The organism is Catenuloplanes sp. NPDC051500, from assembly GCF_044454585.1.
Lineage (GTDB): Bacteria > Actinomycetota > Actinomycetes > Mycobacteriales > Micromonosporaceae > Catenuloplanes.
Genome location: NZ_JBITDX010000001.1, coordinates 421,299 through 441,342 on the forward strand (window position 1 = coordinate 421,299; position 20,044 = coordinate 441,342).

At 70.5% G+C, this 20,044-nt stretch carries 15 protein-coding genes, 1 pseudogene and 1 riboswitch; of the genes and pseudogenes, 9 read left to right on the top strand and 7 right to left on the bottom strand.

The genetic code is table 11. The features are described from left to right. Window positions 1-8: 8 nt before the first annotated feature. From rsmH to ACIA8K_RS01760, 3 genes and pseudogenes are all read right to left on the bottom strand, one after another. Window positions 9-1,173: pseudogene (gene rsmH, locus ACIA8K_RS01750) on the bottom strand (16S rRNA (cytosine(1402)-N(4))-methyltransferase RsmH); the annotation flags it as partial. Window positions 1,174-1,335: 162 nt separating this feature from the next. Further along, window positions 1,336-1,767, bottom strand: coding sequence for a division/cell wall cluster transcriptional repressor MraZ (gene mraZ / locus ACIA8K_RS01755; protein WP_396053827.1), 432 nt, complete (start codon window positions 1,765-1,767; stop codon window positions 1,336-1,338). A 496-nt stretch (window positions 1,768-2,263) separates the two neighbouring features. Further along, a complete protein-coding gene (locus tag ACIA8K_RS01760; RefSeq protein WP_396053829.1) occupies window positions 2,264-2,764 on the bottom strand; it encodes a C40 family peptidase in 501 nt (166 codons plus the stop codon). A 5-nt stretch (window positions 2,765-2,769) separates the two neighbouring features. Next, window positions 2,770-2,923, bottom strand: a riboswitch (cyclic di-AMP (ydaO/yuaA leader). Window positions 2,924-3,303: 380 nt separating this feature from the next. Between ACIA8K_RS01760 and ACIA8K_RS01765 the strand changes: the two genes are divergently transcribed. After that, complete coding sequence (locus ACIA8K_RS01765; protein ID WP_396054476.1) at window positions 3,304-4,524, top strand: MurT ligase domain-containing protein; 1,221 nt, start codon at window positions 3,304-3,306, stop codon at window positions 4,522-4,524. On the opposite strand, the gene ACIA8K_RS01770 is transcribed toward ACIA8K_RS01765, so the two are convergent. Continuing rightward, window positions 4,517-5,191, bottom strand: a complete 675-nt coding sequence (locus tag ACIA8K_RS01770; protein ID WP_396054510.1) for a hypothetical protein — start codon at window positions 5,189-5,191, stop codon at window positions 4,517-4,519. The two genes, ACIA8K_RS01765 and ACIA8K_RS01770, sit on opposite strands and share 8 nt — an antisense overlap. Window positions 5,192-5,212: 21 nt before the next feature. Here ACIA8K_RS01770 and ACIA8K_RS01775 point away from each other — a divergent pair, with 21 nt between their 5' ends. From ACIA8K_RS01775 to ACIA8K_RS01795, 5 genes are all read left to right on the top strand, one after another. Next, window positions 5,213-5,911, top strand: a complete 699-nt coding sequence (locus ACIA8K_RS01775; protein ID WP_396054478.1) for a type 1 glutamine amidotransferase — start codon at window positions 5,213-5,215, stop codon at window positions 5,909-5,911. A 255-nt stretch (window positions 5,912-6,166) separates the two neighbouring features. Beyond that, on the top strand, window positions 6,167-6,829 hold the full coding sequence (locus ACIA8K_RS01780) for a TVP38/TMEM64 family protein (protein WP_396053831.1): 663 nt from the start codon (window positions 6,167-6,169) through the stop codon (window positions 6,827-6,829). Window positions 6,830-6,961: 132 nt separating this feature from the next. Continuing rightward, window positions 6,962-7,675, top strand: a complete 714-nt coding sequence (locus ACIA8K_RS01785; protein ID WP_396053833.1) for a class I SAM-dependent methyltransferase — start codon at window positions 6,962-6,964, stop codon at window positions 7,673-7,675. 397 nt (window positions 7,676-8,072) lie between these two features. After that, window positions 8,073-8,654 carry an ArsR/SmtB family transcription factor gene (locus ACIA8K_RS01790; RefSeq protein ID WP_396053835.1) on the top strand — a complete coding sequence of 194 codons (582 nt, stop codon included), beginning with the start codon at window positions 8,073-8,075 and terminating at the stop codon, window positions 8,652-8,654. Then, the gene (locus ACIA8K_RS01795; RefSeq protein WP_396053837.1) at window positions 8,651-9,934 is read left to right on the top strand and encodes an MFS transporter; all 1,284 of its coding nucleotides are present in this window, start codon (window positions 8,651-8,653) and stop codon (window positions 9,932-9,934) included. Before ACIA8K_RS01790 ends, ACIA8K_RS01795 begins: the two co-directional genes overlap by 4 nt. Here the strand turns inward: ACIA8K_RS01795 and leuS are convergent. Beyond that, window positions 9,918-12,740, bottom strand: a complete 2,823-nt coding sequence (gene leuS, locus ACIA8K_RS01800; RefSeq protein WP_396053839.1) for a leucine--tRNA ligase — start codon at window positions 12,738-12,740, stop codon at window positions 9,918-9,920. The genes ACIA8K_RS01795 and leuS overlap by 17 nt on opposite strands. A 374-nt stretch (window positions 12,741-13,114) precedes the next feature. Here leuS and ACIA8K_RS01805 point away from each other — a divergent pair, with 374 nt between their 5' ends. From ACIA8K_RS01805 to ACIA8K_RS01815, 3 genes are read left to right on the top strand one after another with little or no spacing between them, the layout of a single operon-like run. After that, a complete protein-coding gene (locus ACIA8K_RS01805; protein ID WP_396053841.1) occupies window positions 13,115-14,170 on the top strand; it encodes an AAA family ATPase in 1,056 nt (351 codons plus the stop codon). 3 nt (window positions 14,171-14,173) lie between these two features. Beyond that, window positions 14,174-15,469: a DUF58 domain-containing protein gene (locus tag ACIA8K_RS01810; protein WP_396053843.1), complete on the top strand. Its 1,296-nt coding sequence runs from the start codon at window positions 14,174-14,176 to the stop codon at window positions 15,467-15,469. After that, window positions 15,466-17,934: a DUF3488 and DUF4129 domain-containing transglutaminase family protein gene (locus tag ACIA8K_RS01815; RefSeq protein WP_396053845.1), complete on the top strand. Its 2,469-nt coding sequence runs from the start codon at window positions 15,466-15,468 to the stop codon at window positions 17,932-17,934. Before ACIA8K_RS01810 ends, ACIA8K_RS01815 begins: the two co-directional genes overlap by 4 nt. A 243-nt stretch (window positions 17,935-18,177) precedes the next feature. Here the strand turns inward: ACIA8K_RS01815 and ACIA8K_RS01820 are convergent, their stop codons facing one another. Together ACIA8K_RS01820 and ACIA8K_RS01825 are read right to left on the bottom strand one after the other, a co-directional pair. Beyond that, window positions 18,178-18,561 (bottom strand): DUF3040 domain-containing protein, encoded by a 384-nt coding sequence (locus ACIA8K_RS01820; protein WP_033341274.1) that lies wholly within the window; start codon window positions 18,559-18,561, stop codon window positions 18,178-18,180. Between the two features lie 124 nt (window positions 18,562-18,685). After that, a complete protein-coding gene (locus tag ACIA8K_RS01825) occupies window positions 18,686-19,939 on the bottom strand; it encodes a DNA polymerase IV (RefSeq protein ID WP_396053847.1) in 1,254 nt (417 codons plus the stop codon). Window positions 19,940-20,044 lie beyond the last annotated feature (105 nt).

Sequence of the window (20,044 nt, forward strand, 5' to 3'; positions counted from 1 at the left end):
CCCCTCAGTGTCTTCGTCCCGTCGTCTTCCCCTCGGGACGTGAAGTCCCTGGACACTGCGGAACCCCTGCCCGGCCCCCGCCTGCCCGCCGTCCTATCCGGACGACTCCGGCGCCCCCGCGCCGGACCGGCGTGACCTTCGGGGCCGTTCGCGGACGGCCCCGGTGTCCCCACCGGCAATGCGTTCCGCGGCCCGGAGTCGTACCGAGGCGGCTCGCGGGTTCTCCGCGACCTCCTCCTCGGTGGGCGGCTCCGCGCCACGGGTGAGAAGTCGCAGCGTGGGTCCGGTACCGGGAAGCTCGAACGGAAGTTCGATCGGCCCGGTACTGCGGGCTCGCGCTGCGAGTGCTTGCTTGGTGATGCGGTCCTCTAGCGACTGATAGGACATGACGACCACCCGGCCGCCAGGCGCCAACGCATCGAGAGCCGCCGGTAGCGCCGATTCAAGGGCGGCGAGTTCGCCATTTACCTCGATGCGTAACGCTTGAAACGTTCTTTTTGCAGGATTTCCGCCGGTACGCCGGGCTGCGGCCGGAATGGAGTCTCTGACCAGGTCTGCCAGACGCCGCGTCGACGTGATCCGGGAACGCCCCCGCTCCCGGACTATCGACGAGACGACGCGGGTCGCGAACTTCTCCTCGCCGTACACCCGCAGCAGCCTGACCAGTGCGCCTGGCTCGTAGTCGTTGACCACGTCCTCCGCGGTCACGCCACTGCCCTGGTCCATCCGCATGTCCAGCGGAGCGTCCTGGGAGTAGGCGAACCCGCGATCGGGCGCGTCGAGCTGCAACGAGGAGACACCGAGATCGAACAGAGCGCCGTCGATCTGCTCGAATCCGAGTCGCGCCAGCACCTCGGGCAGCTCGGACGAGACCGCGTGCACCAGGTGGGTGCGGTCGGCAAACCGGTCCAGCCGGCGGCGCGAGTGTTCAAGCGCCTCGGTGTCCCGGTCCAGGCCGATCAGCGTCAGCCGTGGGTTCGCGGTCAGGATCGCCTCGGCATGTCCGCCGAGACCCAGGGTCGTGTCCACATAGACCGGTTTCTCACCGGTCAGCGCGGGGGCGAGCAGCGCCAGGCACCGCTCCAGCAGGACGGGCACGTGCGTGCCGCGCGCCTGCCATTCCAGGCCCTCGGCCACGAGCTCCGGCTCGGGCACCCCCATGTCGACCCCCATCTGTGACGATTCGTTTCACGCAGTGCCCGCCAGCAGTGCGACGAAGACCGTACCGCCAGATCCCCATCCGCTCTCTTGGCGTCACCACCGTCGCGCCTGATACCGGGGAAGGGGTCTCAGGAGCGCCGAGCGGCTGGAGATCTCGCAGTACGGGTCCGATCGCTACAGACCGCCGGGTAGCACCCCCTCCCCGATGTCGGCGAAGTCGTCCTCGCTCTCCGCGAGATACGTCTCCCAGGCCTGCTTGTCCCAGATCTCGACCCGGGTGCTGGCGCCGATCACGACCAGTTCACGATCCAGCCCCGCGTACTCCCGGAGGAGGACGGGGATGGTGACGCGACCCTGCCGGTCCGGCACCTCGTCGTGTGCGCTGGCGAAGAAGACCCGGCTGTACGCCCGCGCCGCCTTGTGCGTCATCGGGGCGGTCCGGAGCTCCTCCGAGATGCGCTGGAACTCGGGCATCGGGAAGACGTAGAGGCAGCGTTCCTGCCCTTTTGTGATCACGACACCTCCCGCCAGCTCGTCCCGGAACTTGGCCGGGAGGATCAGCCGGCCCTTGTCATCCAGGCGCGGGGTATGGGTGCCGAGAAACATCGCGGCGCACCCCCCTCGCCCTCGACGGCGGCATTCGCGGTGCCGCAGATCACTCGGGCCGGCGGGCTCTCCACGACCCCGCCATGTGGCCCCACTTTACTCCACTTCCCTCCACCCGCAACCAGAAATGGCCCCTAGTCAAGGGGCATGACGGTGCAAAACAGCACGTCACGGAGGGTTGTCGAGGGTGGAGGGACTTGATCCAGTACGCCCGTCCGGTTTCCGACATCCGTTCGGATCGGCCTCTTCGCCGTACCCTTTATGGTGATTTTTCGGTCGGTTTTTCGGCGGTCTGCTGGGCGGCGGACGGTTGCGTGGAGGGAAGTGGAGGGAAATAACCGACACCCACCGTCCCCGTTCGTGATCTCTGAGCGACCGCTGCGAACGTCCCGGAAAACAAGTGTTCACTCAGACCGGGGGCAGGCGGCCGGGACACCGGCCCCTGCCGGACGCGGCAGGGGCCGGTAGATGTCACAGGCACGTAAAGCGGTCCATATCAGACTATTCGTCGGACCACGTAACTCCGCGACCAGATCCGGTGCTTGCCCACCCGCATACCCGGCTGCGGCGCGTCGTACATCCAGTCCCCGCCCGCGTAGATCGCGGTGTGGAACCCCTGCGCGCCGTGCCGGAAGACGAGCAGGTCGCCCGGGCGGGCCTGCGCCTTCGACACCGCGGCGCCGTAACGCTGCTGGCGGTCCGCACTGTGCGGAAGCGTGCGCCCGGCCGCCTTCCGGTAGACGTACTGCGTGTAGCCGGAGCAGTCGAAACCGCTCGGGCTCGCGCCGCCGGCCCGGTACCGCTTGCCGGCCAGGCTCTTGGCCAACGCGACGACCGCCGCACCCTTCTGCGAGGCCGCCGCGTCCGCCCGGTCCACACCTGTCAACTGACCGGCGGTGACACAGAGCGCGAGCAACGCCGCAAGCAACGCGAATCGGGGCACGGTGAAGCGCCGGACCGGCGTCGAGGAGGGCCGGACCGGGAGATGCGTCAACACGAAAGAAATCCTTTCGGCGCACCTGCGGGGTTAGCTGTCGGATTCGGGCGCCGAAACGTGCCCGGTCCGGCCTGACGCCGGACTTCACCCCAAGGCCCGCGATGCGAGCCGTCCTGGAACTGTGGTTCCCCCGCCCCTGCCCGTGAGTGCCATGTGCTGCGAGGGGTGTCGCGACGCCCGGGACGGGCAGGGTTCGGTGTGTCCCGCGGTCGGCGCGGCCGGTGGCACGACGCTTACCGGCTCGTCGTTTGTAGCGGACCACGGGAGCACGCCCCGGCCGCCGAATGATTACCCTCCGAGGTTGGCATGTCCGCCCCGCGACCCCGGTGTGTCCGGTGCCCGAAATGCGGCGCCGACCCGGACACGCTCCGTATATCGAAACCGGTGAAGCTTCCCACACAAATCGCTGTCACACGGATGCGCTCCGACGTATCGCCAGCGTGATCAATTGGTCCGCCCGGACAGCATGCAAGGGGCCGAACGAGCCGATCGTGAAGCGGTGCCGGTCCGGTAACCTCGCACGGGTGACGCAAGGCAACCTGCCCCTCCGCGCCAAGGTCGCGACCCAGGTCTCCCGCACCGCTGCCGCGCTCTCCCGCGCGGCCGGGCGGGGGGACGGGTCCGTGATCGGTGGCTGGATCGGGCTCAAGATCGACCCCGACCTGCTCGAGCACCTCGCCGCCGGCCGCGCCATCGCGCTGGTCTCCGGCACCAACGGAAAAACCACCACCACCCGGCTCACCGCGGCCGCCCTGGGCGTTCTCGGCCCGGTGGCGACCAACTCCTTCGGCGCGAACATGCCAAGTGGGCACACGTCCGCGCTCGCCAAGGCGGGCGCCACGCCGTACGCGGTGCTTGAGGTGGACGAGCACTACCTCCCCCAGGTCATCGAGGAGACGCGGCCGCGCGTGATCGCGCTGCTCAACCTCTCCCGCGACCAGCTGGACCGGGCCAAGGAGGTGGCGATGATCGCCCAGCTCTGGCGCACCACGCTTGCCAAGCACCCGGAAATCATGATCGTCGCCAACTCGGACGACCCGATGATCGTCTGGGCGGCCGGGAACTCACCCACAGTCACCTGGTTCAGCGCGGGACAGCGCTGGCAGGACGACTCCTGGGTGTGCCCGGAGTGCGGCTCGACAATCGAGCGCGCCGACGGCCAGTGGTGGTGCACCGGCTGCCCGCTGCGCCGCCCGCAGCCGCAGTGGGTCGTCGAGGACGACGGCGTACTCGACCCGAGCGGCGCCTGGCACCTCGTCCGCCTGCAACTGCCCGGCCGGGTGAACCTCGGCAACGCGGCCACCGCGCTCGCCGTAGCGTCCGCGTTCGGCATCCGGCCACTCCAGGCCGTGCCCACGCTCTCCTCGGTCGCCTCGGTGGCCGGGCGCTACGCGCAGGTCGACCGCGACGGGCGCAACATCCGGCTGCTGCTGGCGAAGAACCCGGCCAGCTGGCTGGAGGCCTTCGACATGGCCGACAACGCGCCCACGCTGCTCTCCATCAACTCCCGCGACCCCGACGGCCTGGACACGTCCTGGCTGTTCGACGTCGACTTCTCGCCACTGCGCGGACGGCAGATCCTGATCACCGGCGAGCGCGCCTACGACCTGGCGGTCCGCCTCGACGTGAACGACGTGCCGTTCCGGCACGTACGGACCTTCGGGGAGGCGATCGCCAGCGTGCCACCGGGCCGGCTGGAGGTCATCGCGAACTACACCGCCTTCCAAGACATCCGAGCGGAGCTGGACCGTGTCAATTAACCCGGAGTGGAGCACCCCCGGGCAGCCGCCCGGGGGGCAGAGCTGGCCGGCACCCCCGGTGCAGAGCTGGCAGCAGCCTCCGGCCGAAGGACAGCAACCCCCGCCGGGGTACGGCCAGCAGCCCGCATTCGGACAGCCGGGCACAGAGCAGCAGGCGGCGCCTTACGGTCAGCCGGGCGCCGGGCAGGGTTACGGGCAGCCGGGCGCCGGGCAGCAGCCGGTTTACGGGGAGCCAGGCTCGGGCCAGCAGCAGCCGGCGTTCGGGCAGCCCGGCGCGAGCCAGCAGCCGGTATTCGGGCAGCCGGAAGCAGGGCAGCAGCCCGCTTACGGGCAGCAGCCGGGCGCTGCGCAGCAGGCTTATGGACAGCAGCCGGAGTTCGGGAAGCAGCCCGGCTACGGACAGCAGCCCGACCTTGGGCAGCAGCCCGGCTATGGACAGCAGCCCGGCTATCAGCAGCCAGGCGGCGGGCAGCAGCCTGGATATGGGCAGCAGCCGCAGCCGGGTCACCCGCAGCAAGCGCCGGTTTACGGCCAGCCCGCGCCCGACTACGGGCAGCCCGCCGGCGCGCCCGGCTTCGGGCAGCAGCCGCCGGCGGCGTACCCCCAGCAGCCTTTTGCTCCTGGGTCTGGGCCGGTCGGTGCTCCGGCGGCGCAGTCGGGGCCGCACGGCGGGGACAGCACGGTCAGGATTGTCTGGATCTATCCGGATCTGCTCTCCACCTACGGTGACCGCGGCAACATGCTGATCCTGGCCAGGCGGGCCCAGCAGCGCGGTATCGCGGTCGAGACGATCGAGGTCCGCTCCGACCAGCCGCTGCCCACCCAGGCCGACATCTACCTGATCGGCGGCGGCGAGGACGGGCCGCAGGCGCTCGCGGCCCAGCGGCTGCGCGTGGACGGCGGCCTGCATCGCGCCGTCAACCAGGGCTCCGCAGTGCTCGCGATCTGCGCCGGGTACCAGCTGCTCGGCACGTCGTTCTTTGCCAAGGGCGCGAAATGCCAGGGTCTCGAGCTGATCGACATCTACTCGGACCGCGGCGAGACCCGCGCGGTCGGTGAGCTGGCCGGCGACGTGGACCCGCGCCTGGGCCTGCCGCGCCTGACCGGCTTCGAGAACCACGGCGGCCGCACCCACCTCGGCCCGACCGTATCGCCGCTGGCCCGGGTGAGCGTCGGCATCGGCAACGACGGCCAGACCGAGGGCGCGTGGCGGGGCAAGATCCTCGGCACGTACTCGCACGGCCCCGCACTGGCCCGCAACCCGGCCATCGCTGACCTGATGCTGCGCTGGGCCACCGGCTACGACACACTGCCCCAGATCGACGACTCCTGGTCCGAGGCGCTCCGCAACGAACGCTTCGCCGCCACCAGGCCGAACCCGGCATGATTGACCGTCCGCCGGCCGTGGTTCCGCTCAGGTGCCCCGGCCGGCGGACGATATGAACCCGACGCCCACCAGCCCCCGCATCCACCGATCGGAGACTGCATGACGGACGCCGCCGCTCCCCCGCTGTCCTGCTCCCAGACCAGCCGACGCTCCACCATGCCCCTCCACTCCGCGGCTTCCGCCTCCGCGATGATGCCGGCTTCTGGATCCGCGAGCTCTCCGGCGGTTTCCCAGTTGTCCGAGAGCGGGGCTCCAATGGGATCTGCACTCCCCCGCCGCAGCCGTAGGGCGCGCATTCTGCGGGTGGCCGGGCTGGCCGCCGCGATCGCCGTGCTCGGCACCGCCGCCGCCACGCTGCCGCTTCACGAGATCCAGGATGCCGCCCGCGCACTGGGCTGGGGCGCCGGGTTCGTGATGGCCGGGGTCGGTGCGCTGCTGCTCGCCGTGCTGGTTCCCCGGACCGCGATCTCGCTCGCGTCAGGTGCGCTGCTCGGCCCCGCGATCGGCTTCGGCGCCGCGCTCACCGCCGCCATGCTCGCCGCCACCGCCACCTACCTGGCCGGGCGCTGGGCCGGGCATGGACTGCTCGCCGCACGCGCCGGTGGACGCCTGCACCGCCTCGACGGCTGGCTGTGCAAGCGCGGATTCTCCGCCGTGCTGCTGGTCCGGCTGCTTCCGCTCGCCCCGTTCGGCCTGGTCGGCTACGCCTACGGGACCACCTCCGTGAGCCGCCGCCACTACCTGCTGGGCACGCTTGTAGCGGCGATCCCCTCCACCTTCAGCTACACGATCCTCGGCGCCGCCGTGATGACACCGGGCGAGTTCACTCCGCTCACGTTCGTCCCCGCGGTCTGCGGCATCATCCTCACCTCCACGATCGTCTACCGCTGGCGCCGCGCCTCCCGCACCGTCGCCTGATCATCGGCCGATCCCCACGCGGGAGCCTCGCCCCCGGTCCCCGCCGGCCTCCCGGTCTCGTCGGCCCTCGCAGCGCCGCAGGCTGCGGGAGGATCAGGCCTGGCGATGTGCCGGACGGACGGGATGGCGGCAATGAACGATCGGGTGGAGCGGGTACGGGCGGCGCGGCGGCGGATGGCATCGGAAGGGCCGGCCAGGACGCGAGCCGGGAAGGTGGACGACTTCGCGGTGGTGGCGCTCGACGGGCAGGACTGCGACGTCGTGCGTGACCTGCTGATCGAGGAGCAGGTGTCTACAATCGTCGAGGTCGGGCTCGCCTATGGCGGGTCGGCGCTGGCGATCGGGGAGGCGCTGCTGACGGTCGGCGACCCGGACGCGCGGCACCTGGTGATCGACCCTTTTCAGCACGAGGCGTTCGACGACGTCGGCTGGGAGGCGATGGTCGAGGCCGGACTCGGCTCGATCGCCACGCTGGTGCGAGAGGAGTCGTCGGCGGCGCTGCCGCAGATGGTCCGCGACGGGCTGGTGGCGGATGCGGCCTTCATCGACGGAAGTCACCGCTTCCACGAGGTCTTCGTCGACCTGTACTTCCTCCGGCGCATCATGCGCCCGGGCGGCCTACTGTTGATGGACGACGCGTGGGCGCCGTCCGTGCGGACGGCGGTCCGCTACTTCGAGGAGAACCTCGACTGGGCCGAGATTCCCGAGGCTTTCGCACGCGGCACCTTCTGGACGCGGGTCGACCCCCCGGTCCGGCGCTGCCGCGCGATCCGGTTGCCCACCACCCTGACCGAACCCGCCTTCGAGACTTTTCGTCCATTTACCGACCTTCCGCGGTCAGGGTGAGGCTTTTATATGACGAAATGTCGGGCGCGGAGTGCCCGACTCGGACCTCGACCGCGAAACCTCGGTAATCGATAGACCGGAGTTCGCCGTTGCCATCAGCGGGAACCGCCACCGCGGAAAGAGCGGGGCAGTCCTGAGCCGAAATCGCTCCTATCAGGGGCAGGACATCGCCCCAGCGGTCGCAGACCCGGCGCCTGCCCGGGGACCGGCGGGGGTGGGTTTGTTTGTGGGGCGCGGGTCGTGCAGGGAGGAGCGCCAGCGACGACCGGAGCCCGCGGGAGCGTGCGGGCCGCAACCACCCGCAGAGCGGGAAAATGACGTTGATCCAGCTCTTGATCTTGGCTAAGTTGCACAAGAGCGGTTGCACAATATTTCTTGTGCATGCAAGGGTGAGGGTATGACGATCGATGGTGTGCGGAAGGTGGACGATCCGCGGGTGCTTGCGGCGCTGTCGCATCCGCTGCGGCGGCGGCTGATGGACGTGCTCAAGGTGGAGGGGCCGGGGACGGCGAGTGTGCTTGCGGCCGCGACCGGGCAGGCGGTGGGGAACGTCAGCCATCACCTGAAGGTGCTTGGTGAGTGTGGGCTGATCGAGGAGGCGCCGGAGCTGGCGCGGGATCGGCGGGAGCGCTGGTGGCGGCTGGTGAGCCGGGGGCTGCGGTGGACCACCGCGGAGTTCCGGGGCGATCCGGCGGCGGAGGCGGTGGCCGAGGCGGCGCAGTCGATGAACCTGGACTATCACATGTCGCGGGCGCGGGCCTGGTACGCGGCCGGCGACGACGAGCGCGAGCACTGGGCCAACGCGCCGTTCAGCAACGACCAGTGGCTGCGGTTGACGCCCGGGGAGTTGGGCGAGCTGGAGGCGGAGGTGCTGGCGCTTGTCGAGCGCTGGCGGAGCCGGGAGGTGCCGGACGACGGTGCGGACCGGCGGCCGGTCTACGTGTTCACCTACGGCGTTCCGGGAAGGCCGGGCCAGTGACCAGGGACTTCAGGCTGTACTGGATAGGTCAGACGACGAGCCGGTTCGGCAGTTCGATCACCACGGTGGCGTTGCCGCTTGCGGCGATCACTGTGCTGCAGGCGAGCACGTTCCAGGTGGCGCTGCTGACGGCCGCGGTGTGGCTGCCCTGGCTGCTTGTGGGCCTGCCGGCCGGCGTGCTTGTGGATCGCTCCCGGTCCCGGCGGCACATCATGATCGGGTGTGACGTGGTGGCGGCCGTACTGTTCGTGAGCGTGCCGGTGGCGGCCTGGCTGGGCGTGCTGACGTTCGCCCAACTGCTTGTGGTGGCGTTGCTGACCGGGCTGGTGTCGGTGTTCTTCGAGACGGCGGGCCAGGTCTATCTGGCCGGGCTGCTGCCGGCGGCGGACCTGGTCCGGGGCAACGCGCGGCTGGTCGGCGCGGATTCGGCGGCGAAGGTCGCGGGGCCGGGCGTGGGCGGGCTGGTCGCGCAGGTGTTCGGCGCGGTGACCGGGCTGCTTGCGGACGCGCTGACGTTCGTGGTGTCGGCCGTCTGCATGCTTGCGGTCCGGCACCGGGAGACGGAGCCGGAGGTGCGCGAGCCGGAGATGCGCGAGCCGGCCGGGGTGAGCGTCGCCGAAGGGCTGCGGTTCGTGGTGCGGGATCCGTTCCTGCGGGTGATGACCGCGTTCGGCGCGACCTGCAATCTGGCGATGAACGGGTACCAGGCGATCCTGGTGCTGTTTCTGGTGCGGGAGAACGGGGCGGACCCGGGCCTGGTCGGGCTGCTGATCGCAGGTGTGTCCGCGGGTGGCATCGCCGGGGCCGCGCTGGCCGGGCCGATCGCCCGGCGGTTCGGGACCGCGCGCGCGATGATCGCGGTGCATCTGTGTACGGCGCCGTTCGTGCTGCTGGTGCCGCTTGCCACGCCGGGGGCAGGGCTGGCGCTTGTGGTGGTGGGCGGCGTGCTGGTGACGGCCGGCGTCGTCGCGGACAACGTGATCAAGGGATCGTTCCGGCAGTCGTACGTGCCGCGGCGACTGCTCGGCCGGGTGATCAACAGCATGCAGCTGCTGAACTACGGGGCGATCCCGGCGGGCGCGCTGCTCGGTGGCGCGCTGGGGACCGCGCTGGGGCTGCGGCCGACCATGTGGATCATGGCGGGCCTGATCGTGGCCTCGAACGGCGTGCTGCTGATCGGCCCGATCAAACGGCTGCGTGACCTGCCTGCCGCGCCCGCCGTGCCGGCCGGTGAGGGGGCGCACCCCCTCACCGGAACAGCTGTTACAGCACGACGCTGACCATGCGGCCCTTGACCAGGATCACCTTGCGCGGCTCCTTGCCGCCCAGGTGGTCCGCGATCTCGGCCAGCGCGGTCGCCCGCACCGTGGCCTCGTCCGCGTCCGCCGCGACCTCGATCTTGCCGCGGACCTTGCCGTTGATCTGGATCGGGTACGTGACAGTCTCCGCGACCAGCAGCGCCGGGTCCGCAACCGGGAAGTCCGCGTAGGTCAGCGAGCCGGTGTGGCCCAGCTTCCCCCACAGCTCCTCGGCCAGGTGCGGCGCGAACGGCGCCATCATCAGCACCAGCGGCTCGACCGCCTCACGTGGCGCGGCCGGCAGCCCGGTCAGCCCGTTGGTCAGCTCGATCAGCTTCGCGATCGCGGTGTTGAAGCGCAGCTCCTCCATGTCGCCGCGCACGCCGTCGATCACCTTGGCCAGCAGCCGCCGGGTCTTCTCGTCGGCCGGGTCGTCAGTGGTCCGGACCGCACCGGTCTCCTCGTCGACGACCAGCCGCCAGGCGCGCTGCAGGAACCGCTGGGAGCCGACGACCGCGCGGGTGTCCCAGGGGCGGGACACGTCCAGCGGGCCCATCGCCATCTCGTACACCCGGAAGGTGTCGGCGCCGTAGGTGTCACACATCTCGTCAGGCGTGACGACGTTCTTCAGGCCCTTGCCCATCTTGCCGTACTCACGGGTCACCGGCTGGCCGTCGTAGTACCAGGCGCCGTCCCGCTCGACGACCTCGTCCGCGGGCACGGCGATGCCACGGGCGTCCCGGAACGCGTACGCCTGGATGTACCCCTGGTTGAACAGCTTCCGGAACGGCTCGACCGAGGAGACGTGGCCCAGGTCGAACAGCACCTTGTGCCAGAAACGGGCGTACAGCAGGTGCAGCACCGCGTGCTCGACGCCACCGACGTACAGGTCGACGCCGCCGGTGTCACCGGGACCCTGCGGGCCCATCCAGTACGCCTCGTTGGCCGGGTCGACAAGCGCCTTGTCGTTGTGCGGGTCCAGGTAGCGCAGCTCGTACCAGCAGGAACCGGCCCACTGCGGCATGGTGTTGGTCTCGCGGGTGTAGCGCTTGGGACCGTCGCCCAGGTCCAGCTCGACCTCGACCCACTCCTTGGCGCGGGACAGCGGTGTCTCCGGCTCAGAGTCCGCGTCGTTCATGTCGAACGTGCGCGGCGAGAAGTCCGCGACCTCCGGCAGCGCGACCGGCAGCATCGAGTCCGGCAGCGCAACGGGCATGCCGGTCTCGTCGTAGACGATCGGGAACGGCTCGCCCCAGTAGCGCTGGCGGCTGAACAGCCAGTCCCGCAGGCGGTACGTGGTGGCGCCGGCGCCGTGGCCGTTCTTCTCCAGCCACTCGATCATCCGGGCCTTGGCATCCGCGACGCCCAGCCCGTTCAGGTCCAGCGTGCCGTCGTCCCGGGCCGAGTTGATCGCCGGGCCGTCGCCGGTGAAGGCCTTGCCATCAAAACCCTCAACCGGCTCCACGGTACGGATGATGGGCAGGTCGAACGCCTCGGCGAACTCCCAGTCACGGGTGTCCTGCGCCGGCACCGCCATGATCGCGCCGGTGCCGTACCCGGCCAGCACGTAGTCCGCGATGAAGACCGGCACCTTCGCGCCGTTGACCGGGTTGGTGGCGAACGCGCCGGTGAAGACGCCTGTCTTCTCCTTCGCGTCGGCCTGCCGCTCCTCGTCGGTCTTCGCCGCGGCCTTCGCCCGGTAGTCGGCGACCGCCTCGGCCGGGGTGGCGTGCCCGCCGGTCCACGCGTCCTTGGTGCCGGCCGGCCAGGCGTCCGCGGTCAGCGTGGAGACCAGCTCGTGCTCGGGCGCCAGCACCATGTAGGTCGCGCCGAACAGCGTGTCCGGCCGGGTGGTGAAGACGGTGATGTCGTCGAACCGGACGTGCGCACCCTGCGAGCGGCCGATCCAGTTGCGCTGCATCATCTTGACCGGCTCGGGCCAGTCCAGGCCGTCCAGGTCCTCGATCAGCCGGTCGCCGTACGCGGTGATCCGCATCATCCACTGCTTCAGGCTGCGCTTGAAGACCGGGTAGTTGCCGCGCTCACTGCGCCCGTCCGGCGTGACCTCCTCGTTCGCCAGCACGGTGCCCAGGCCGGGGCACCAGTTGACAGGCGCCTCGGAGACGTACGCCAGGCGGTGGTCGTCGATGACCTTCCGCTTCTGGTTCGCGTCCAGCCGTGCCCACTCGTCACCGCGCGTGCCGGCCTCGAACTCCGCGATCAGGTCGTCGATCGGCCGGGCCTTGCGCTGGTCCGGGTCGTACCAGGAGTTGAAGACCTGCAGGAAGATCCACTGGGTCCAGCGGTAGTAGTCCTCATCAGTTGTGGAGAACGTGCGGCGGTTGTCGTAGGCCAGGCCCAGCCGGCGCAGCTGCGCACGGTACCGCTCGACGTTCGCCTCGGTGGTGACGCGCGGGTGGGTGCCGGTCTGCACCGCGTACTGCTCCGCGGGCAGGCCGAACGCGTCGAAGCCCATCGGGTGCAGCACGTTGTAGCCGGTCATCCGCTTGTAGCGGGTGTAGCTGTCGGTACCGATGTACCCCAGCGGGTGGCCGACGTGCAGGCCCGACCCGGACGGGTACGGGAACATGTCCTGCACGTGCAGCTTGGGCGCCCCGGCCCGCGGGTGCCCCGGATCGGCCAGCTCGCCTACCGGGTTCGGCGCGTCGAACGTGCCGTGCTGTTCCCAGAAGTCCTGCCACCGCCGCTCGATGTCACCGGCCAGCGCGGCCGTGTAGCGGAACCGGGGGGTGTCTGCCGCCGTCGTCGTCTCGGCTGGCTCACTCATCGTCAGTCACCTCAGAAGTCACAGAATGTCGGGAGTCATCTTCCTCGGGGCATAAAAAAGCCCCTCACGCAGGAGGGGTGGCCGTGCTATCCGCCAAGATCGGATCAGCACGGCTAGGTAAGGAGCAGGAAGGTCCCGGTCATACCCCGGAGTATAGCGCCGCCCATGCCGATAGCACGCTGTAGTTACGGTGTCAGCTGGGAGTCCGGTCACGGGGAGGTCTCGGCGATCGGCATCGACCGGGCTAGCCTGTGTGAAGCGGGTAGGCCGTTCTTCGCCTCCGCGAACCGAAATTCGTTCGCGCCTGCGAACCACAACGCGGGTCCGGTGACTCTTAGAAGTCAAACGCGATCCGTCGACAAGGAGGATTGCCCGTGTCCGCACCTACCTGGGACGAGCTCGGTGGTCCACTGCCGAAGAGTGAGTTCAAGATTGCCAGCGAGGCGATCGTCTCCAATATCGAGCAGGTGATCGAGGGCAAGACCGCCACCGTGCGTCTCGCCTTCGCCGTGTTGCTGGCCGAGGGACACCTTCTCATCGAGGACGTACCCGGCGTCGGCAAGACCAAACTGGCGAAGACGCTCGCCCGGACCATCGACTCCTCGGTACGCCGCATCCAGTTCACGCCGGACCTGCTGCCGAGCGACGTGACCGGGGTGAGCATCTACAACCAGGAGACGCACGACTTCGAGTTCAAGCCGGGCGCGGTCTTCGCGAACCTGGTGGTCGGCGACGAGATCAACCGCGCCTCGCCGAAGACGCAGTCCGCGCTTCTCGAGTGCATGGAAGAGCACCAGGTCACGGTCGACGGCGTCACGTACGAGCTGCAGACGCCGTTCATGGTCATTGCCACCCAGAACCCGATCGAGATGGAGGGCACCTACCCCCTCCCAGAGGCGCAGCGGGACCGGTTCACCGCCCGGATCGCGATGGGCTACCCGAGCGCGCAGGCCGAGCTGGCCATGCTCGACGGGCACGGCGCCCGCGACCCGCTGGTCGGGCTGAAGCCGGTCGCGGACGCGAACACGATCCGCCGCATGATCGCCGCGGTGCGGAACATCCACGTGGCCGACGCGGTCAAGCAGTACGCGGTCGACCTGGTCAACGCGACCCGCGAGGCGCCGGACATCCGCCTCGGCGCCTCCCCGCGCGCCACGCTCCAGCTGATCCGCACGGCCAGGGCTGTCGCCGCGCTGGACGGCCGCGACTTCGTACTTCCGGACGACCTGCAGGTGCTTGCCGTGCCGGTGCTGGCCCACCGCATTATCCCGACCGCTGATGCGCAGCTGGCCCGCCGTACCACTGACGCGATCCTCGCCGACCTGATCCGCCGGCTGCCACTGCCGCACGACCGGGGGCGCTCGCCGTACGACACCCGCACGGTCGGCGGCGACGACCGCAGCCGGTACGAACAACCTCGGGGGCTGTAACGCATGCGCGAAGCTCTGCGCGGACTGACGACGCGCGGCCGCTCGTTCCTCGCGGCCGGGCTGGCCGCGGCGCTCTCCGCCGTGGTGCTGGGCGAGCGTGACCTGCTGCGGGTGGCGATCCTGCTGATAGCCCTGCCGCTGATAGCGGCCGTGTACGTGGGCCGCAACCGCTACCGGCTGGCCTGCACCCGCTCACTCGACCCGCAGCGCACGCCGGTCGGCGGCAACGCCCGGGTGGTGCTGCGCCTGCAGAACATGTCCCGGCTGCCCACCGGCACGCTGCTGCTCGAGGACCGCCTGCCGTACGCGCTGGGCAGCCGCCCGCGCGTGGTGCTGGAACGGCTTGCCGCCGGGCAGGCCAGCTCCGTCGGCTACACGGTCCGCGCGGACCTGCGCGGCCGCTACCAGGTGGGCCCCCTGATCGTTCGGCTGACCGACCCGTTCGGCCTGTGCGAGCTGACCCGCGCGTTCCCGAGCACCGACCGGCTCACCGTCATTCCGCAGGTCACGGCGCTGCCGTCGGTGCGGCTGACAGGTGAGTACGCGGGCACCGGCGAGAGCCGCGCCAAGTCCGTCGCCGTGCACGGCGAGGACGACGCGGCCACCCGGGAGTACCGGCGCGGCGACGACCTGCGCCGCGTGCACTGGCGCTCCACCGCGCGCAAGGGCGAGCTGATGGTCCGCCGCGAGGAGCAGCCCTGGGACAGCCGGGCCACCGTCGTGCTTGACACGCGCGCGAGCGCGTACCGGGGTGAGGGCCCGACCGCGAGCTTCGAGTTCGCCGTGTCCGCGGCCGCGAGCATCGCGCTGCACCTGCGACAGGCCGGATACAAGCTGCGGCTGGTGACCGGCGCCGGCGTGGACATCGACGCGTCCGAGGCGGCCGGCGACGGCGTGATGATGGACCACCTGGCCGAGGTGAAACCGCAGGCCGGCGACGTCGCATCGCTTATCGAGCACGTGCGCGGCCGCTCCGACGGCGGCCTGGTGATCGCGTTGCTCGGCTCGCTCACCGCGGGCGAGGCGGAGGTGCTTGCCCGGCTGCGCGGCAACAACGCCACCTGCATCGGCCTGCTCGTGGACAGCTCCACCTGGGTGAACCTGCCGCCCGAGGCGCGCACCGAGGCGGACACGGCCCAGAGCGCGGCCGCACTGAGCCTGACCCGCAGCGGCTGGCGGGTGGTCACCGTCAACCACGGTGCCAAGCTCGCCGCGCTGTGGCCGCAGATAGGGCGGGGCACGCAGGGCTTCGCGTACCGGGCCACGATGGCCGAGACCGTGGCGGGAGGACGACGATGAGCGGCAGACGACGACTCGGGCTGGTGGCCGCGGCGGCGACGCTGATGGCCGCGGCACCGCTCTCCACCATCTACGACAGGTGGACCTGGCTGATCCAGTGCGCGATCGCGGTCGGCGTGGTCTGCGGTACGGCCACGCTGGCCCGCTCGCTTCGCGCGCCGGTCTGGGTGCAGGCGCTGGCCATGTCCGCCGGCCTGCTGCTGATCACCACCTGGATCTTCCGCAGCGGCGAGGAGATCCTCGGCGTGCTGCCCGGGCCGGACACGTTCGCACACTTCGGCGAGCTGGCCTCGAAGGCGATGGACGACATGCGCGCGTACGGCATCCCGGTGCCGGACCGCGACGGTCTGCTCTTCCTCACAGTGGTCGGCGTCGGCGGCGTCGCGATCGTGGTCGACCTGCTCACTGTCGGTCTGCGCCGGCCCGCGCTGGCCGGCCTGCCGATGCTTGCGATCTACTCGGTGCCGGTGGCGATCTACCCGGAGAGCGTCCCGATGCTCCCGTTCGCGATCGGCGCGGTCGGCTACCTGTGGCTACTCGTCGCGGACAACGTCGAGCGCGTCAGGCGGTTCGGCCGCCGGTTCACCGGCGACGGCCGGGACGTGGACGTCTGGGCGCCGTCCCCGCTCGCCGCGGCCGGACGCCGGCTCGCGGTGGTGGGCGTGGTCGCGGCCGTCGCCATCCCGCTTGCCGTGCCCACGTTCAGCAGCGGCCTGCTGACCCGGATCATCCAGTCCAACGGCGGCGAGGGGTCCGGGCCGGGGCGCGGCGGTACGGCAGGCAAGGTCGACCTGTTCGCGTCGCTGAGCGGCCAGCTGCGCAACACCGAGACGGTCCAGTACCTGACCGTCACCACGAACAACCCGGCGCCGTACTACCTGCGCTTCGGCGTGGCGGACATGCTCACTCCGGAGGGCTTCCGCAACCAGGCGCCGAACGGACGGCCGGCGAACACTGACATCCAGCAGCCCGAGGTGGCGAACTCGGGGCTGTCGAAGCAGGAGTACTCCGCGACCGTCTCGGTCACCGACCGGTTCGAGATGCCGATGCTTCCGGTCTACGCGAACACCACCGCCACCGAGGGCATGGACTCGGCCTGGTTCTACGACAACTCGCTGCAGATCGTCTACTCGAACCGGCACACCTCGCGCAACGCGAAGTACTCGTTCACCTACCTCGCGCCGGACTACACCGCCGAATCGCTGCGCCGGGCCCAGCCGCTGGAGCCGGCCAGCACGATCGCACAGCAGTACACGCAGCTGCCGGACCTGACCGCGGAGCAGCAGGCCGAGGTGAAGCGGATCGTCGACGCACAGATCGCCGGCGCCACCAACCAGTACGACCAGGTCCGCGCGATCTACGACTTCTTCTCCCGGGACAACGGCTTCACGTACAGCCTGCAGACCGCCACCGGCTCCTCCGGCTCCGACCTGCTTGACTTCCTGGACAACAAGGTCGGCTTCTGCCAGCAGTACGCCACCGCGCTGGCCTGGCTGGTCCGGCAGGCGAAGATCCCGGCGCGGGTCGCGTTCGGGTTCACCCGGGGCACTGCCACCGGAGCCGAGAACTCGTACGCGCTCACCAACCAGAACGCGCACGCCTGGACCGAGGTGTACTTCGCCGGCTTCGGCTGGGTGCCGTTCGACGCCACACCGGCGCAGGCGGTAGCCGGCTCGGCCCGCGGCGACTGGGCTCCGGACGTGGACGCCAGCCCGGCGCCCAGCGCGTCCGCGGCGCCGACGACAAGCGTCGCTCCCGGCGCGGCGTCGAGCGCGGCGCCCGGTGAGCGCCCGGACCGCGACGTCGACGAGAACACGCCCGACGCCGCCGGCGCGATCACGCAGCAGGGGCCGCGCTGGCCCTGGTACACGGCCGCAGCCGCGATCGTGCTGCTGGCGCTGCTCGCGGTGCCGGCGCTGCTGCGCTCGTCGGCCCGGCGCCGCCGTTCCGCACCCGCGGCGGTGGTCGCCACCGAGGCCTCGGTGGCGGAGGGCCCCGGGCGGATGACGCTGACGGGCCCGTCGCCGGAGTTGGAGCGGTCCCGTTCGTACGCGCACGCGGCCTGGGCCGAGATGCTCGACACAATGGTCGACTTCCACGTCGAGGTGAACCCGGCCGAGACGCCGCGCACCACCGTCGAGCGGCTGGCCAGGGCGGAGTCGCTGACCCCGGAGGCGGCCGCGGCCGCGGCGCTGCTTGGCACCGCGGAGGAGCACGCCCGATATGCCCGGACGCCGCTCGACGCCGGCGACCTGGGCAGCGCGCTGGCCCGGTTGCGGGAGGGCCTGTCCGTGCACGCCACCCGCGCCGCCCGGGCGCGGGCGCTGCTGATGCCGCCGTCGGTGCTGCGGCGCTGGAAGACCACGATCGGCGACCGGTACGCCACGGTCATCGGTGTATTCGGCCGCTGGCGGGACGTCGCGCTGCGGCTCAGCCCGCGGCGGTTGCTGGCCCGCTCCCGCTGACATCGGATCGGGGCCCGGGTCTTCCACAGACCCGGGCCCCGCATTCGTATCCGGAACGTCAGGTGCCGGTCAGCCGCGGTATGCCCGCTTCCGCCAGGATGATCCCATCGGCGCAGCGGACCGCTGACACAGAATGGCCGCCCGGATGCCCCGGACGGCCGTCACGCGACCCGGCAGGCGTCTGGGCCGGTTGAAGGACCGGCCCAGCCTCGCGTCACCTGCCGCTATATGGGTGAAATCGGGTCAGCGATGACCCTCGGGACGCTGACGCCAGCGTTCTTCGAGCCGGTCGATGAACGACAGGCGCCGTTGCCGGGTGCGACGGCTGGCGGTGCCGCCAACGACGTGCAGATCCGGCGATTGGGATTTACGGTACGACGTCATCGCGAACGCCGCGGCACCGAGCATGACCACGAAGCCGGCCACGCCGAGCAGCGGAGTCTTGCTCACCGCACCATAGACAAGCAAAGCGAGCCCGGCGATGATCGCGACGGCTGCGATGATCAGACGACGCCGCGCGTGAAAGCGCGGATCACTGGCGCGCACAGCCGAGGCGAATTTCGGGTCCTCGGCCAGCGACCGCTCGATCTGATCGAACAGCCGCTGCTCGTGCTCCGAGAGCGGCACGGCACTCCTCCCCGGTCAGCTGTGCCGACCCGGGATGGGCCGGCAGACCGTGGCAGCCCGGCAGGGCTGCTTACCCGCCAGTCTACGAGGGGTCTTGCGATGCGGAAAGCGGGACGACCCACGGTCAGGACGGATTTTCGGTGCGGCGCTGGTCGACACCGCCGAGAAGGCTCGCCGGGCGGATCACCGCGCCGCCGAACCGGGCCGCCACCGCATCGATGACCGTCTCGGCTTCACGCCAGCCGTGCTGCGGTGCGCCCAGCTCCGGCTGCCGGGCCGCGGTCGCGCCGTCGACAAGCCCCTCGACCCGCACGCCGACCAGCCGGAGCGGGCCGGTATGCGGCATAGCTGCGTAAAGCGCCCAGGCGGTATCGAAGATCTCCCGGGCCACGTCGGTCGGCGAACCGAGCGTCCGGGACCGGTTGAGCGTCTGGAAATCCGCCCGGCGGATCTTGATCGACACGGTCCGGCCGGCATGCCCGGCAGCCCGCAGGCGTGCCGCGACCTTGCCGGAGAGCGCCAGCACCGTCTTCCGGATCTCCCCTGGATCGGCAAGATCGGTGTCGAACGTCACTTCCGCGCCGATCGACTTGTCCACGTGCTCCGGCTGCACGCCGCGCGGGTCGCGCCCCCAGGACAGCTCATGCAGGTGCGCGGCCGACGCCTCACCGACAGCGGTCCGCAGCAGCGAGATCGGGGCCTGAGCCAGATCGCCGACCGTGCGCAGGCCGATGCGCTGCAGCGACTCGGCGGACCGCTCCCCCACACCCCAGAGCGCGGCGACCGGCAACGGGTGCAGGAACTCGAGCACGAGCCCGGCCGGGATGACCATCAGGCCGTCCGGTTTGCCGCGGGTGGAGCCGAGCTTGGCCAGGAACTTCGTCGGCGCGACACCGACCGTGCAGGTCAGGCCCAGCTCGTCGAGGACCCGGGCGCGGATCTTGGCGGCGATCTCCACCGGGCGGCCGAGCAGCCGGCGGGCGCCACTGACGTCGAGGAACGCCTCGTCGAGCGAGAGCGGTTCCACAAGCGGCGTGGTGTCCCGGAGGATCTGCATCACCGCGCGGGAGGCCGCCGTGTAAGCCTCGAAGTCCGGCGACAGGAACACCGCGTGCGGGCAGAGCGCGCGGGCCCGCATCATCGGCATCGCGCTGCGCACGCCGAACTCGCGGGCCTCGTAGCTGGCCGAGCTGACCACGCCCCGATTGCCCAGACCGCCGACGATCACCGGCTGGCCGCGCAGCGCGGGACGCCGTTGAATCTCGACGGACGGGTAGAACGCATCCATGTCCACGTGAAGCATCGGGCAGCCGGTGTCGTCCGCATCCGCACCGAACCGCGGGTCACCGCCGCGACCGACCGCCTGACTTCGCCCCATGACGGACACGCTAGCCGTACCCCCTGACGATTCTTGTTGCGGAGCATGTGCTCCGGTTCACTGAAAAATACGGAGCAACTGCTCCGGTAAATCGCTACGGTGTTT

What these genes read in the sequence shown, in the direction of transcription:
- ACIA8K_RS01790 (WP_396053835.1), top strand. Translation starts at nt 8,073, where the DNA reads ATGACGATCGATGGTGTGCGGAAGGTGGACGATCCGCGGGTGCTTGCG.
- leuS (WP_396053839.1), bottom strand. Translation starts at nt 12,740, where the DNA reads ATGAGTGAGCCAGCCGAGACGACGACGGCGGCAGACACCCCCCGGTTC.
- mraZ (WP_396053827.1), bottom strand. Translation starts at nt 1,767, where the DNA reads ATGTTTCTCGGCACCCATACCCCGCGCCTGGATGACAAGGGCCGGCTG.
- ACIA8K_RS01785 (WP_396053833.1), top strand. Translation starts at nt 6,962, where the DNA reads ATGAACGATCGGGTGGAGCGGGTACGGGCGGCGCGGCGGCGGATGGCA.
- ACIA8K_RS01815 (WP_396053845.1), top strand. Translation starts at nt 15,466, where the DNA reads ATGAGCGGCAGACGACGACTCGGGCTGGTGGCCGCGGCGGCGACGCTG.
- ACIA8K_RS01780 (WP_396053831.1), top strand. Translation starts at nt 6,167, where the DNA reads ATGGGATCTGCACTCCCCCGCCGCAGCCGTAGGGCGCGCATTCTGCGG.
- ACIA8K_RS01810 (WP_396053843.1), top strand. Translation starts at nt 14,174, where the DNA reads ATGCGCGAAGCTCTGCGCGGACTGACGACGCGCGGCCGCTCGTTCCTC.
- ACIA8K_RS01825 (WP_396053847.1), bottom strand. Translation starts at nt 19,939, where the DNA reads ATGGGGCGAAGTCAGGCGGTCGGTCGCGGCGGTGACCCGCGGTTCGGT.